General features: G+C 35.1%; 11 protein-coding genes, 1 pseudogene and 1 riboswitch. Of the genes and pseudogenes, 9 read left to right on the plus strand and 3 right to left on the minus strand.

All coding sequences use genetic code 11. The features are described 5' to 3' along the window. Nucleotides 1-32 precede the first annotated feature (32 nt). The 8 genes and pseudogenes from ACHOLT_RS04680 (at nt 33) to ACHOLT_RS04715 (ending at nt 8,311) form a co-directional block, all read left to right on the plus strand. On the plus strand, nt 33-1,490 hold the full coding sequence (locus tag ACHOLT_RS04680; RefSeq protein WP_425806109.1) for a DUF5677 domain-containing protein: 1,458 nt from the start codon (nt 33-35) through the stop codon (nt 1,488-1,490). Continuing rightward, nucleotides 1,480-2,571 (plus strand): hypothetical protein, encoded by a 1,092-nt coding sequence (locus ACHOLT_RS04685; RefSeq protein ID WP_425806110.1) that lies wholly within the window; start codon nt 1,480-1,482, stop codon nt 2,569-2,571. The genes ACHOLT_RS04680 and ACHOLT_RS04685 overlap by 11 nt, the downstream gene beginning before the upstream one ends. A gap of 117 nt (nt 2,572-2,688) precedes the next feature. After that, nucleotides 2,689-4,146 carry a hypothetical protein gene (locus tag ACHOLT_RS04690; protein WP_425806112.1) on the plus strand — a complete coding sequence of 486 codons (1,458 nt, stop codon included), beginning with the start codon at nt 2,689-2,691 and terminating at the stop codon, nt 4,144-4,146. A gap of 194 nt (nt 4,147-4,340) precedes the next feature. Further along, a pseudogene (locus ACHOLT_RS04695) lies at nt 4,341-4,409 on the plus strand (SEC-C metal-binding domain-containing protein); the annotation flags it as partial. Nucleotides 4,410-4,640: 231 nt separating this feature from the next. Next, nucleotides 4,641-6,251: a tetratricopeptide repeat protein gene (locus tag ACHOLT_RS04700; RefSeq protein ID WP_425807889.1), complete on the plus strand. Its 1,611-nt coding sequence runs from the start codon at nt 4,641-4,643 to the stop codon at nt 6,249-6,251. 58 nt (nt 6,252-6,309) lie between these two features. Further along, nucleotides 6,310-6,498 (plus strand): hypothetical protein, encoded by a 189-nt coding sequence (locus ACHOLT_RS04705; RefSeq protein ID WP_425806113.1) that lies wholly within the window; start codon nt 6,310-6,312, stop codon nt 6,496-6,498. A gap of 338 nt (nt 6,499-6,836) precedes the next feature. Then, nucleotides 6,837-7,262: a MarR family winged helix-turn-helix transcriptional regulator gene (locus ACHOLT_RS04710; RefSeq protein WP_425806114.1), complete on the plus strand. Its 426-nt coding sequence runs from the start codon at nt 6,837-6,839 to the stop codon at nt 7,260-7,262. A 32-nt stretch (nt 7,263-7,294) separates the two neighbouring features. Further along, nucleotides 7,295-8,311 carry an epoxyqueuosine reductase gene (locus ACHOLT_RS04715; RefSeq protein ID WP_425806115.1) on the plus strand — a complete coding sequence of 339 codons (1,017 nt, stop codon included), beginning with the start codon at nt 7,295-7,297 and terminating at the stop codon, nt 8,309-8,311. Nucleotides 8,312-8,743: 432 nt separating this feature from the next. Here the strand turns inward: ACHOLT_RS04715 and ACHOLT_RS04720 are convergent, their stop codons facing one another. The 3 genes from ACHOLT_RS04720 to ACHOLT_RS04730 all read right to left on the minus strand — a co-directional run bounded on the left by ACHOLT_RS04720 (nt 8,744) and on the right by ACHOLT_RS04730 (nt 11,554). Next, complete coding sequence (locus tag ACHOLT_RS04720; RefSeq protein WP_425806117.1) at nt 8,744-9,184, minus strand: helix-turn-helix transcriptional regulator; 441 nt, start codon at nt 9,182-9,184, stop codon at nt 8,744-8,746. A 17-nt stretch (nt 9,185-9,201) separates the two neighbouring features. Next, complete coding sequence (locus ACHOLT_RS04725; protein WP_425806118.1) at nt 9,202-9,732, minus strand: DUF6932 family protein; 531 nt, start codon at nt 9,730-9,732, stop codon at nt 9,202-9,204. A 388-nt stretch (nt 9,733-10,120) separates the two neighbouring features. After that, nucleotides 10,121-11,554: a cell wall-binding repeat-containing protein gene (locus tag ACHOLT_RS04730; protein ID WP_425806119.1), complete on the minus strand. Its 1,434-nt coding sequence runs from the start codon at nt 11,552-11,554 to the stop codon at nt 10,121-10,123. 535 nt (nt 11,555-12,089) lie between these two features. Then, a riboswitch (cyclic di-GMP riboswitch) is annotated at nt 12,090-12,177 on the plus strand. A gap of 228 nt (nt 12,178-12,405) precedes the next feature. Between ACHOLT_RS04730 and ACHOLT_RS04735 the strand changes: the two genes are divergently transcribed. Further along, entirely contained in the window at nt 12,406-14,472 is a 2,067-nt protein-coding gene (locus tag ACHOLT_RS04735) for a methyl-accepting chemotaxis protein (protein WP_425806121.1), read from the plus strand. Nucleotides 14,473-14,614 lie beyond the last annotated feature (142 nt).

The raw sequence follows: 14,614 nt of genomic DNA on the forward strand, positions 1-14,614 counted from the left end.
TGAATAAACGCATAGAAAGAGGTGGAGACAATATGCAGCCAAGCAAACTATCAGATCATATTTTTAAAAAGGGGAAATTTACAACTCCACTTAATACAATAATGACCCAACTTGATGATGAAAAATCTTGGACGTATGGTCGTTTGCCAGAATATTTATGGATAGGTTTGGTGTTGAAGAAATATGGTCGCAGAGCAGGATTGGCAAAAATATATGAAATAATTGTACTGTTACATAATCTTGCACCAAACTTACTGGTTCCGAGAATATCTGACATTTTATCTTTAGAATATCCTGTTCAAGCTTCTTTTTATGAAAAGATAAATACCATTATTTCAAAAAGTATATTGGCACCCCTTACATTATTTCTCACTCAAAGTAAGTATTCTGTGTTTGCTGAGTTTTTTTCTGACCCCAGCCTTACTATTAATCAGCGCCAAAATATTATCCTTGAAACTATGAAGAATCTTATGGATCATCAAACCCATGAATCAACTGATATTCGTTTTGTGGTCTTATATTTTGAGTTGATGTCTGGCCGTTTACGCATTCAGCAAGAACAAGGCGATTTGCTTTTGGAATATCCCATATTAAATCATACGGATGAAAAGATGAGAATGATTCGCCCTATGATAAGGTCTATGGAAATGATGTCATTAGAGTTTGAAAAAGCAAACACAGAATATATTGCACACTTTTGGAAAGGGATGAGTAGCATGACTGATTGCACCTTATATACTATAAACTTTGAAAATGAAGAAGCAGATGTTTCTCTATATTCGGAACAACTCCATGAGGTCTTTTTATATCTTTCGCAATTGTTTACTTCTGTTAATCCTTTGGATGAGAAAACAAAGGTCATCCTTGGTATTGGAACATATTCTTATAAGCGGTTTAAAGAGGTAATAGATCATAAACTATTTAACTCAATTTCTGGGCGTAGTTGCGTAAGAGGCATGATTGAGAATTATATAATGTTAAAATACTTAATCAAAAAGGAATCAGAGCATCAAAATATTTGGAGGGAATATCAATACTATGGACTCGGGCTATACAAATTAGTATTAGCACGTCATAGAGAATGTAGTGATATAAAACCTAATTGTCATTTCGACGAGGATTATATTGAAGCATTGGTTAATGAATTTATTATAGAAGAAAGCATCGATATGGATACACGATATTTCGATCAGCAAAATATAAGGCTAAAAGCAGAGGCAGTAAATGAAAAAGAGCTGTATGGACTGTATTATGACTATGATTCTTCATTTGAACATGGATTATGGGGTGCCATTAGAGAAAGTTCTCTTGTAAAATGTCACAATCCGGCGCATCAATACCACTGTGTTCCAGATGTAGAAGATCATAATAATTTAAAGAGTGTTTTACCAGATTGCATAATGATAATGAGAAAAACATTAGAACTTCTAAATGAATTATATGGCATCCCTTCTCTCTTGTATGAGGAGGTGATAAAGTTTGAGGTATGACGTGCTTAAAAATTATATTTTTAATTTGCAAAAGCAATATAAGGAATTGCTTATAAAATTGTTGCCAAATTTGCGGTTGCAGAATGCATACTCTTCGCTAGATGAAATTAATATTTTCTGGTATTCAAATATGGATGCTGTGAAGATGTATTTACATTATGTTATTTCCAATAACGACAGCTATGTTTTTACTGCCTCAACTTTTATGGATATAGGCGACAACGAGCATTATCCATTTTTGCTGTTAGGGAAAATGCATATCTTGGATGACCCTTTAAGTAAGTATTCTGTGGTGTTAGCCAAGGAGGTCCCGGGCAATTTTAACAACAGACTGAAGGAACAAATTGTATTAATCGCAACAGATAATATTCGTATATTAGAAGAGTGTGATAATAAGATTCTTGTTCTGCCATTAAGACTACTAAGTCAAAGTAATGAGCACATGCCTTTATATTTGGAAGGAGAAAAAGCCTTTATTAGTCTGTTTAAAGGAATCAAAGATATTAAAGACTATTTTCTTAAATGCAACACTTGGAATGATATTTTAAAGTATGTAAGAGACGATATTGGAAACATCATAATTTTTACCGAAAACGATGACATAACAAAACCCTTCGTACAAAGATTTCAAAATGCTGTGCATGAACTTGAATATATGTTCGAAGAAAACAGTACTGATGCACATAAGTTTTTCATTTTAGTGTATGGATATATTCAGCAATCGGTCGATGTTCTAATGTCTTGTGTTGAGTATAATTGTATTCCATATTTAAGGAATATGGTTTCGTTTAACTATTTTATGCTACTGTCTGATAGCTTTAAAGAGCTACCCATAATTCCAGATGTGCGATATAAATGCTGTATTGCTCATTTGATCTATCGCTTATATAACAAAGAAAAATTTGAGTGCCTATCTGTTAATACTTTTTATCAGGCTGCTTTGAAGTTGAATTTTCAGGGTATGCTTTTTGATTCATTGGCACAAGCAAAAGTTTCAGCGGAGAACTTCTCTCCAAATAAAATTGCTCCCAGCATTGAGATGTGCTTCGAAAAGCTGTATGATACTATTTCAAGTAGATGATGGCTAATAAGCGCTAGGATTTGAAATGCCTACGGTAAATTGGACAACCCTTCTCGGACAGTCCTTGTTTACAATAAATGCTTATTATTGGAAACAGCTAAAGCGGGTTGATATTATATGAAAAATTTTATTCAAACCATAAAAGGAATAAGTGCCGAAAAGCTTATACATCAGTTTGCGGAAATCTCTATTGATATGTGCAAGAAACAAGAATACTTACACGATGTTGATGTTCCAATCGTTCAAGGTTTTATAAGGAGAGTTATGACAGTTAAATTGTCGGCATGGGACATCCATGGAATTCAGTATCATGCGATTTGCAACAGTAATGACTACAGAAATTCAATTACAGCTTATACTGTTGGGCAGATTGTTGATCTGTATCGCCAATTTGAAAACCAGGAATCTCCTGCGGAGGATTTGCGGGAAGCCGATCTCAGCGGTGTTTTTAAGATACTCTTCGGAATGGTCTCTGAACAATTACCTTTTCAAAATATGGGCTGGATATATGAAAACTTCAACAGAAATTATCATATATTGGTGGCATCAGATAAAATAAATAGAAACTTGAAGATTAGATTGGAACAAATAATCAGAGAAAAATTCGGCTGGTCAATTGATGAATACATATCTGTGCAGTTGATCGTATATTGGCTATGTATGCAGCACTGCGATCCGCTTACCGCTCCGGAAAAAATGTACAGAAAACAGAATGATACGGTATTAACCAAAGAGAATATTGAAAAATATATCAAATATTATTCGTGCGACTACAGTGATGTACGGCATTCTCCGATTAAAAAACAAATTTTCTACTCAAGGCCATTCATTCACACTGATAAATCTGGGGCATATATTGCTTCAAATTGCTATTTAGTGTTCTGGATGATCAGTAATAGCCTTTATTGGTTAATGAGGGATTATTACAACGATTTGGGCAGCCAAGAATTTGTCAATTCTTTTGGGACTATGTTCGAAGATTATCTAAAAGAACTGGCTGGGAAGCATTTTCTACCAGAACAGTGGAAAGTCATACCTACAGCGAAAAAGAAAAGCGCTGATTTCTACTTTGATTTAGAAGATGCGGTATTGGTTATTGAGCAAAAGTCCTCATTAATCCGCTTATCGGTAAAGCAGCAAACACCCGATTTAGATGCTTTAAATAAGTTTTTTACTAACGCAATTACAGAGGCATATAATCAAATTCAAGCCACTTGTACAGAAATCAAAACGCCGAAACCGATTATAAAAATAATTCTTTTGTATGAAACGATTGAAAATACGAGCTTAATTGAAGCAGCTTTACCGGAAATATTCGGAACTGACGATAGTTGTTATATCATGACCATATTGGAACTTGAGATAATGTTTCACTTATGGTCAACGGATAGATATAGATGCCTTGAATTGCTGCAAAAAATGATAACAGGTAAAAAAGAAGATACGATGCATAGCTGCAGCATCTCAAAAATCTATAGGGATATGGGGTTATACGCACTACATGGTATCGCCAGAGAGCTAAACTATTTCCAGATAGCACTTGAAAATCTGGGGAAAGAATTGGGTAAGACATAACACTAAAATATGGTGTAACAGTTTGAAATATTCATATTGAGTGATTCAATTATTTTTGGTATAATTAGGCAATGGTAGGCCATGCGCCTCTCCATATAAAGTATGTGACTAGTGCATGTAAACCGTGCAGGGAAATTCTCTGTACGGTTTTTTTTAAAAAATACCCTCTATATATTAAAGGCAGGTATTAAATGAAAATTGGAAGAAATGATCCATGTTCATGCGGAAGTGGAAAAAAATATAAAGATTGCTGTTTAAACAAACCTAATTATGAAGCTCTATATTTTGAACAAATAAAGTTGCTTAAAAATCCAACAATTGAAAATTGCCAAGAAATTATTGCATTGGGCAACACGATACTTGAGGCGACTGATGAATATGTATTTTCAACAGGTACTTGCGTAAATATTGCAAGAGCCAATTTATTTCTCTTATATGATACAAAAAGTAAGGAATTTATTGAGGCCGCCAAAGCTGCCTGTGAAAGGGCTTTGGTGTTTAAGCAAAAAAATCAGCAAGCACTACTTGTCTTATATGAAATCAATATACTTGAGGCTGACTTTACTTTAGCGAGCAGGGTTTTAAAATCTATTCATCCATCAATTTTAAAGCAAGCAGAAATGCAAATACTTATGTTTTACCAACAAGCCGTACAGAAGGCAAATATTGATGTCCATTCGCAGCAAAGTAAGGATGGGCTTAATATACTTACTGATACGCTGTTTGAAATATATAAAAATTATCCCCCTTTATGTGGAAGTGCGACTTCCTATTATATGGGGACCGGGGATGATATAGTTAGAGCTTACGAGGTTGCTAAAAGGTGTGTTGAAGAGTGGCCTAATGCAGAAATTTATTGTAATCTAGGGCTTATTTGCATTAATCCTCAAATAAACCGTGTTAAAGAAGCAATAACATATTTAACAAAGGGTTTGGATATATGTTCAGACGGCGATGTTGAATATGGCCTAAAAAGCAATTTGCTTACAGCGTTTATAAAAGATAAAAATTGGCCGGAGGCAATAAAGCTCGGTGAAGAGCTGGTTAGAGATAAACCTAGTAATTTAAACTACCATAACTATGCAGAATTATTGAAATCCACAGGCCAATATGACGGGGCAATTGAATGGTGTAAAAAAGCATTGTTTTTGGTCGAAGATGATTGTACGCTCTTGACATTGGCTGATATATATAAACGCAACGCAAAATATCAAGATGCAATAGATACTTACTTGCTTTGTCTTTCGTCTCAGGAAAATAATAATAATTGTTTAACTTTTATAGATGAAAATGGAGATGATATGTATTCTGTGGCATCCAATACCTCTATAGATAGTATTAAACTGGAGGCTTTTAAGGGGCTAATTCATGCGTCTGTGCAATTGAAAAGTTATGATAAAGCAAAAGCATATATGGTTTTGGGAAAAGAACTTTTGGGTGAGCAAGATGAGTGGGAGATATGGGAAAGTGTGATCCCAACACTGGATAATTTCTCTCAAGCATATGATGAGGCGAAAGCCATTATTGAAGAAACAACAAATCAAGCGAAAACTCAGACAAATTATTTCAAACAATGGGCCGCTAGCTTAATGCAGTTACAAGGAAACTCTCAGTATATAAATCTAAATGAATCAGATAATTGGGCTGAGTTTGAAGCGCAGATGGATTTGATTTTAGAGGAAATGAAAAAGGTAATTGTTAACCATTCTGCACTTTACTCAAGTATAGAGGCTCAAATTATATCCCAGTATCCACATCTGGATTCTGATTCCAAAGAATTTCTTATTACAGCTAATATCTTGTATGATATTCATAAAAATAGTTTTATTGATTTTGCCCCAATAATTGTGGAGTATTCCAAAGTTGTAGAGAAACGACTTCGTATTTTGCTAGAAGGAAGAATACCTTCCAATAAAAAAATGTTAGGAGAAATTATTGGTGAAATTGATAGCCATTCAATTGTGCCATATAATGCCTATTTAGGGGATCTTCGTTCCGTCAACCAATTGCGAAGAAATAGTGCTCATACGGGGCGACTTGCAAAAACAGATGCTGATAATATGAGAAATATTTTATTTACCAATGGTTTGTTGAATCGTCTTTAATTACCTGCTCTGAACGACGGTTGATGTTTGGGAACAGTCTTTCTGGAGGTGAAATACTATGGGCAAATATACAAGAGAAGAATTAGAAGAAGCTCTACAAATTGTTTCTTCAGTTATCAGTAGATGTGAAAAAAACAAGCCAAAATTTGTTGAGGGTACCTCTCAGCACACACTCCTTAAGAACAGGATAAAAGCAATATATATTTCAAAATCATTGATAACAGATGAAATTAGTAGAAGAGGTTGAATTCTAGTTTGTCGATAAGATTTTGAACATAATGGGAAGTTTGGGTGGCATCTTTTTTTACCTAACTTCTCAAATACATAGCAAGTAAGGAACTCATAGTGTGGCATTACCCATAAAATTTCGTTTTGGAAAAGATATGCATCCTTTTAAAGTAAGAAAATTTATGCTTGCTTCCCTAAAAATCACATATGTTAGAAGAGATCCCCACAGGAAATTGACCTGTGGGGATTGTTGATTTTTTATACTTTAATCTTCTTTACAAACTAAATTTTATGTGTTAAGTTGTATATACAACAATTGTATATACAACTTTATAATTTACTAAAGGGGCAGATAAAATGCGAGAAATATCACCGCGGAATAATCCTTGCTACTGTATTAATCTAAAGCGTGCGACGAACTCAATAACAAAGTTCTATGACAAAAAGTTGGAAGACACAGGCTTAACAGTGAGTCAGTTTTCATTACTAAACGATATTAAATTGCTAGAATCATGTAGCAAAGTGGAATTAGCTGACTATGCAAAACTAGACAGGTCTACTATCACAAGGAATTTGAAAATACTAAGGGAAAGAGGTTATATTATCGATTTGTCAACGAATGAAAGTAGAGATAGCCAAGTATCATTGACGGATTTAGGGCTCGAAAAACTTGAAAGTTGTAACTTGTTATGGAAAGAAGCACAAAAATACATTCAGGAAAAAGTCGGCAGTGACAACATAAAACAACTTAGAAAAATTCTTGATGTTATTGAAAATCTTTAATTCATAATAAGCTTTTTAATGGGGGTAATATTATGACGATTACTACTAAAATCAAGGAATTCGGGAAATATTTAGGATATTGGAGAGTTGGTATAACAACTGCAGATGATTTTGATGAGTATTTGGAAAAATTAAATTCAAGGGAGAATTATGAATTTATTTTAAAGAATAATATCGTTACATGTAGCCCCAAAAAGCTTATGCCTTCAGCTAAATCGATTGTTGTTTTGCTGTTGGACTACAAACAAAAGTCTATACCTGAAAACCTAGATAATATGATAGGAAGCATTTATCTTGCCAGATGTTATAACCCGCAACCGCACTCTCTTAATGGTGCTAGACTTAAATTGATGGTCGATTATTTAAATGAATTAGGTTGTGAAGTGAGAGATGACATCCATGTTCCTGCCCGTTGGTCAGCAGCAAGAGCAGGTGTTGCAACAATCGGGAAAAATAACTTTGCATATGCTGATGGAATTGGTTCATATATAATGATTTACACCTTGGTAATAGATAAAGAATTAGAATATGATACACCAACATTGCAAAACAAATGTCCATCAAATTGCACAAAATGCAAAGATATTTGCCCAACACAAGCCCTTCTGGAACCTTTTCGTCTGAACCCAAAATTATGTATTGGGTATAATAACTGGATGACAAAAGAAGTTCCCCTTGAATTACGTGAAAAAATTGGTAGTAGGATTCATGGATGTGATAGATGCCAACAAGTCTGTCCTAGAAATAAAATAAAGGATAAACAAATAATGCCAAAAGATGAGTATTTGGAAACTATATCTAAAGAATTAACGCTTCCTGCTATTCTTAATATGGATGATGATTTCTTCAAATCTAGAATACAACCGATAATGTACAACTATATCTCTAAGCCTAGAATGTTTAAAAGAAATGCAATAATAGCTATGGGAAATTCAGGGAATGAGTCTTATATACCAGATTTAGAATCAGCAATGAAAAGTGATGATGAGTTGATAAGGGAATACGCTGGATGGGCATTAGATAAATTAAGAGGAGCGAATAAGAAGTAGAATAAGATGAAGTAAATCGATAATAGTAAGGTGAGGAAAAATGATACAGATATATGATGATAAATATATAAGCAAGAAATTATTAGCTTTTGAGAACTACCTAAGCCGCTGCCCTAATATAAACATCTTTTTTTGTTAAAAAATAAAAATTGTAAATAAAACTACGGTTCCCCAAGAACCCGCAGTTAGCGATGTTAAATCTAGTTTAAATAAAGCAATTATATGAATTTAATCAGTCGGATAAGTATTATAATTTATTAGTCCTATACATGTTTATACTAAAATAGGGGTATGTATCTTTAGTAGATCATACCCCATTTGAATTAATACAATTTTAGTTGGCTTGGCGAATAAATCTATAGAACTTCTGGTTAATTCAGGACTTGAACGTTTGTTGGGATATAAATGAATCTTAACGTATATCTAAAAAAGTTATGCCCCCAATTCTCCATCAATTTCAATACTTATAGTGGCTTTCATACCCATTGCCTCCATAACAGTTTCTATTTTTTCTGTAGTAGCACCGTAGTATTCATGTCTTTCATCTCTAGATACTTGGGATTCACTAACCCCTAGCTTACTAGCTAATTGGGCTTGTGTCATTCCTAAATATATTCTATATGCAATAAGGGTTTTTCCTATATCGGTGAATTTGTATATTGGGTTAAATGAACCACGTTTTATCTTTTCGTAGTATTCTACTTCGGCTTTTAATTGTTCGTGAAATGATAATAAAGGTTCTATTGCCATTTTAATTTGTTCAGAATTTAATCCCATTTCCTCAAACCGTCTTTTTTCACTGTTAATAAATTCTTGATCTTGTTTTAGTTTTTCAACAGCCTTTAAATATGCTGGTTCATTTTTAATTACCATACAATTAACATCTCCTCTTATTTAATTATTTGAATAATACCTTTTGGTAAGAAAGTGTCACGAGTTTTTCTAAATGCTGCTGGAAACATTTGCTCGTTTCCGTGTTCATCATAAATTCCGCAGCCTTGACCTACATGGGGATATAATTCTACCTTATAACGGTGCCACATAGGTAATTGGGGCTTTGCAGAATTACGATCATAGATTCTACTATTCCAGTCCCAAGTCCACACCTTATATGGGTCTATTTTATTTAATTCTCTTACAATGTCTTGAAGTGTATAAGGATTAGCAACAAAGTAACCGTCAATGTCGCTAGGACTTGCTTTGTCCTCGACAAAGGAGCCGTCAATAAAGATTTGATCTATTCCTACCGTATATAGTTGATTTACTAGAATAGCTAAATTATTAACTAACATTAAACGTTTCTGATTGTTCCATGGCGAACCATCTTCTGGTCCGTGTACTAATAATGAATCTTTTAATTGTTCAATAGTCATTGGGTAATCTCCAGGCGATAGAACCCCATCTTGATTGAATTGTATCATTTAATACTCTCTCCTTGAACAATGCAAATTATACGTTTGTGTCAATTCGACTTAATTGTTAACTTAACATATTTGTTATGTCAATTGTATTGTATGTCAATACCTCTCTTTTTGTCAACGATCATATGAGCTCGAAGAAGAATAAAATAAAGGATAATATTGAAGGGCGGAACGTAAGTAACGAATTAAGTTAGAAATGAAGATATATATAGGAAAAGATATGATTCCTTTATGGGAAATGAAATAGGTTCTGCCACAATAATCAAAGCCTTGAGATGCAAGCAATCGTGCAAACTCAAGGCTTTTGATGTTTAGAGAACAGAACTATTACAAAAATTCAAATTAGATTTGTTGAAGAAAGACCAAAAGTTGCATCTCAGCGGCCTTTTTAATTATTATAAGCTTTAAACCAAACGCCACCCGTTCCATCGTAATTGCGCCCAAATGTTAGTGTAGGTGTTGTATCACCTATACGCACTTGATAAATTGCCCATCCTTCAGTAGTTGCGCCTTTATAGAGAGTTGCATCGAGTTCTGGATCCGGTGCAACTTCAAATACAGGGTCATATTCTTTCCCATCGGAAGATATTAGGCTGAAGTCTGTATTATAAATATCAAGTGCTTGTTCGTTTGCAATATCCACTAAGTTAAAATTGATTTTGGCTAAAATATATTCGTAGCCATCCTTAGGCGCACTATTAAACATATTTGCGTTTTGAATCATGGTCCAAGCTTCGGATCCCCTTATGATTTGTTTAACCGTTATTTGTGCAGTGTAATTATCAGAGTAATTCTTTACGCTTATTGCTTTAGTTTGGTTTAACGGAGCTGGATTAAGCCTAGAGTTACCGAGCGGATTATCTGCAGGAGCAACGTTGTAGGCAACATCGGCAAGCAGACTCTCGGGAACTACTGTCACGCCGCCAAGAGCAGTCACAACAGCATTGGCCGCGAGTTTTGAATAAACGTCGGAAGCTGCTGCAGAACTAGTAGTATCACCTAGGACAATAGGAGCCCCCGATTTAGCTGCAAGAGAAGATGCAACGAGAGAGTCTACCAAGTGTTCATCCGTGCCATTGGCAACGTAGACTTTATCGTAGTTATAAGTGAAAGCGTTAAGAACAGCCTTATTTGTTGCAAAACGGTCAGCTCCGTAGTAGCGAGTAGCCCCTGGAATATCAGCTACCAAGGTAGGCCCTCCAATAATGTTAACGTTGGCTCCTTTATAGGCTTCTTCTGAATTGGGAAGGCTTCCATCAGGATTAGTTACTAAAATCGAGTAATTGTTGGCTGCAGCATAGGAAGCCACCGATAAGGCATCGGCCAGTGCTCCGTAACCAACAACAAAGGAACCTGCAGGGTTGATAAGTTTGGCAGAGATAGCTGCTGCTGTAGCTGTACGATCAGCTCCCTTAAGTGCTATAGCGGTTATGCCTGCTGTGGCGTTTAGTTGGTCAACGACTGTTTGATCGATAGCACCTACGACAAAGACCTTCGTCACGCCCAATCTTTGTAATTCTGCCTTTGTAGTCGTGTTTAATGCATTTTTTTCAGTTAATAAAATTGGCGATTCCTTTCCGGCCAATGGAGCAGCCGCTAAGGCGTCAACTAAGTTAGCATCTGACGATGGGGCCAAAATTGCCGTATCCGCGGTCATCCATCCAGCGTTTGAAACAGCAACGGCAGTTCCAATTCTATCTGAACCGAAAAGTCGTGAAGTTGTCACCCCGTTGTCGGCATATGCCTGAAACGGAGCTATGGTTAGGATTGTCCCAACAATAGCTAAACATGATAATGCCCTTTTAAATAGATTTTTTGTCATTAAAATTTTTAAAACCCCTTCTCTTTTTATGTGCGTTTTTACCTTTTGAATAGAACAACATATGGAAACATCAAGAAATGCATTTATAACAATAGTGTAAAGAATGTAATAATTCAACATGTAAGATGTTCCATTAATAATAGATTGATGGACAGCCTCACAGTAATATCTCGCCTCTACCCTGCATACCCTCGATAAATAATAAATATAAAATGATAAAAGCCTTGAGGTACATATATCGTATACTCAAGACCTCTTACTTTTTAGAAAGACATTCCTATACCTGCATTCAATACTAAATGGGTTTAGTGGTTTTCAAATGGAGCTCCACCATATCTATATGAGAATATATACGGAATATATACGGGGTATACACGGAATAATGTTGAAGAGTGCTATAACTATTGCTATTATTTACTTAAATAATGTATATTAACTAATCGAGGATAAATATGTAAGTAATAAGATTAAGGAAGATGCGTTACCAATACAATGTTGCACAGGATGAGATTATTGATTCCGAATTATCATTAATTAGAATATTGGGCAAACCGTTTGAAAGAACGGGGCGCAAAGCCATAGGGTCTAAATTCTTTTATGAACATGATAGCCTGGTTGCTTAAAATATGTCACTGATTTAAAGTAACCTAATTTTAGGTTGCTTTTTGTTTTTTCTCAAAGTTGTGGAGTTTATTAATAGGCAAGTTGCAGTTAAGAAAGCGGTCCTGCTATTTCATAGAGCGGCAAAGGAAAATTGCTGAAATCAATATTAAAAGTGAAAGTGTAGACAATTTTATTGCTTATTTATACGTGATTAGCTCAGACTTTATTGTGATGGGGAGGATTTATGGATGAAATTTAAAAGTATTCGAACTCAGTTTTTAGTGTTCTCGGTAGTAATTATTTTATTGTCCCTAGCAACAGTTGGTGGTATCGCTAGTTATGAAGTAATTCAGCAATCAACAAATAACTATTTTAGTAATTCAAATGAACAGATGAAGATCGCAGAAAAATCAATTAAAATTTTTTATGATCAGATTGATAAAGACATCAATATGATGGCTTCAAATCCATTGGTTATGGAAGCCGCAAACGGCGGTATTACGTCCTACGTAAATAATACTGAAAAGGTTCAAATGACACCCTCAAAAAATGGGGGATTAGAGCAGCAAATTTATGAAGTATTTGATCACTATGCTAAAAATCACCCAGGTACAATGTACGTGTACTTCGGCACTGAAAATGGTGCCTACCTACAGTGGCCAGAAACTAAAGTACCCACTGAGAAATTTAATCCGCCGGAAAAAGGATGGTATAAAACTGGCCAAAGCGGTAATGGCGCTATTATTAGAACAGAGCCTTATGTCGATGGTATTTCTAATACTTTGATTACGAGCAATGTAAGATCTTTTAAAGATTCCAATGGAAAGTTGATTGGCACAATAGGAATCGATGTACAACAGTCTGCCATAAGCGATATTTTAAGTTCTATCAAGACTGGAAAAACAGGATTTTCGATGATTGTTCATAATACAGGAATCGTTTTAGCCGATGGGAATAATCCTAAAAATAATTTTAAAAAACTGGGAGAAATCAATATTGCGGGTCTAGACAAGCTAATGTCAAAAGATTTAATGCCTTTTGATGTAATGATTGATGGAGTAAAATACATAGTTAATCCCTATAAAGTTTCCGGAACGGACTGGGTTTTAGCATCCTTTATGTCTGAGAATGAGCTAACTGAAGGGGCAAGAAGCATATCACTTATGGTTTTAATTATTTCAGGCATCTTACTTTTAATCACGATTATATTGATTATGATTACGACAAAAAAAATTACGACACCAATCGTAAAAGCATCTCAGTATTTGGAAATTGTTGCAAGTGGAGACTTTTCACAAGAAATTGATCCAAAGTTCCTGGACAGAAAAGATGAAATAGGGTCAATTACAAACGCGATTAATGATATGAAGAATTCGATTAAGCAGCTGGTCAATCGTATAAAGAATGAATCTTCAGCCATTGATGAAGGAGTACATGCTGTCATGGATAACGTGATCATTCTTGGTACGAGCTTGGAGGAAATCTCTGCTACTACTGAAGAGGTGGCGGCAGGTACAGAAGAAACATCTGCAGCATCTGAAGAGATGTCTGCAACGACTCATGAAATTGAGAAAGCAGTTCAGTTGATCGCTGGGAAATCTCAACAAGGAGCAGTTTCGTCAAAGGAAATCAGCCGGCGAGCGGGAGATACCAAAAAAAATGTTAATGCTGCACAACAGAAAGCAATGGATATATTTATTGATACTCAAGAAAAGTTGGAAAAGGCAATTGCAGCATCGAAGGTTGTCAGTCAAATCAATTTATTAACAGAAGCGATAATGCAGATTACCGAACAAACCAATTTGCTAGCCTTAAATGCTGCAATCGAAGCGGCTAGAGCAGGTGAAGCCGGGAGAGGATTCTCAGTGGTTTCAGAAGAAATACGAAAACTTGCTGAACAATCAAAAAGTGCGGTGATGCAAATACAGGAGGTTACCACAAAAGTTACAAGTGCAGTTGATAATCTCTCACGAAGTTCTAATGGTTTGCTGTCTTTCGTGTCCGTGGATGTCATTAATGATTATAAGGTAATGTTGGATGTAGCAGAGAAATACAGTGAAGATGCAAATTTCGTAGATGGGCTTGTATCCGACTTTAGTGCTACCGCGGAACAACTTATGGTGTCAATACAAAACATTTCCGATGCAATTAACGGGGTAGCCCAAGCTGCGAATGAAGGCGCAAATGGAACGACTGACATCGCAAATCGGGCGACTCAGGTAAACATTAAATCGAATGAGGTTAAAGAACAGATCATGAGAGCTAAAGAAAGTGCGAATAAATTACAGGAAGAGATCAAGAGATTCAAAATTTAATTGTAGTACTCAGCAAATAAAGGTTAGCAAATACTGGACTCTTATTTTTTGTATATATTAAATTCTGCACCCAAAAAGTTACCTCTTTCGCCTAAAAACATAGAGATAGAACCTTGCTTTTAAATCCTTTATAGAAAAAAGA

Origin of the sequence: Desulfitobacterium nosdiversum (genome assembly GCF_049860565.1) — a bacterium.
In the GTDB taxonomy this organism is placed as follows: Bacteria; Bacillota; Desulfitobacteriia; order Desulfitobacteriales; family Desulfitobacteriaceae; genus Desulfitobacterium_A; species Desulfitobacterium_A nosdiversum.

What these genes read in the sequence shown, in the direction of transcription:
- ACHOLT_RS04680 (WP_425806109.1), top strand. Translation starts at nt 33, where the DNA reads ATGCAGCCAAGCAAACTATCAGATCATATTTTTAAAAAGGGGAAATTT.
- ACHOLT_RS04690 (WP_425806112.1), top strand. Translation starts at nt 2,689, where the DNA reads ATGAAAAATTTTATTCAAACCATAAAAGGAATAAGTGCCGAAAAGCTT.
- ACHOLT_RS04705 (WP_425806113.1), top strand. Translation starts at nt 6,310, where the DNA reads ATGGGCAAATATACAAGAGAAGAATTAGAAGAAGCTCTACAAATTGTT.
- ACHOLT_RS04710 (WP_425806114.1), top strand. Translation starts at nt 6,837, where the DNA reads ATGCGAGAAATATCACCGCGGAATAATCCTTGCTACTGTATTAATCTA.
- ACHOLT_RS04715 (WP_425806115.1), top strand. Translation starts at nt 7,295, where the DNA reads ATGACGATTACTACTAAAATCAAGGAATTCGGGAAATATTTAGGATAT.
- ACHOLT_RS04720 (WP_425806117.1), bottom strand. Translation starts at nt 9,184, where the DNA reads ATGGTAATTAAAAATGAACCAGCATATTTAAAGGCTGTTGAAAAACTA.
- ACHOLT_RS04725 (WP_425806118.1), bottom strand. Translation starts at nt 9,732, where the DNA reads ATGATACAATTCAATCAAGATGGGGTTCTATCGCCTGGAGATTACCCA.
- ACHOLT_RS04730 (WP_425806119.1), bottom strand. Translation starts at nt 11,554, where the DNA reads ATGACAAAAAATCTATTTAAAAGGGCATTATCATGTTTAGCTATTGTT.
- ACHOLT_RS04735 (WP_425806121.1), top strand. Translation starts at nt 12,406, where the DNA reads ATGAAATTTAAAAGTATTCGAACTCAGTTTTTAGTGTTCTCGGTAGTA.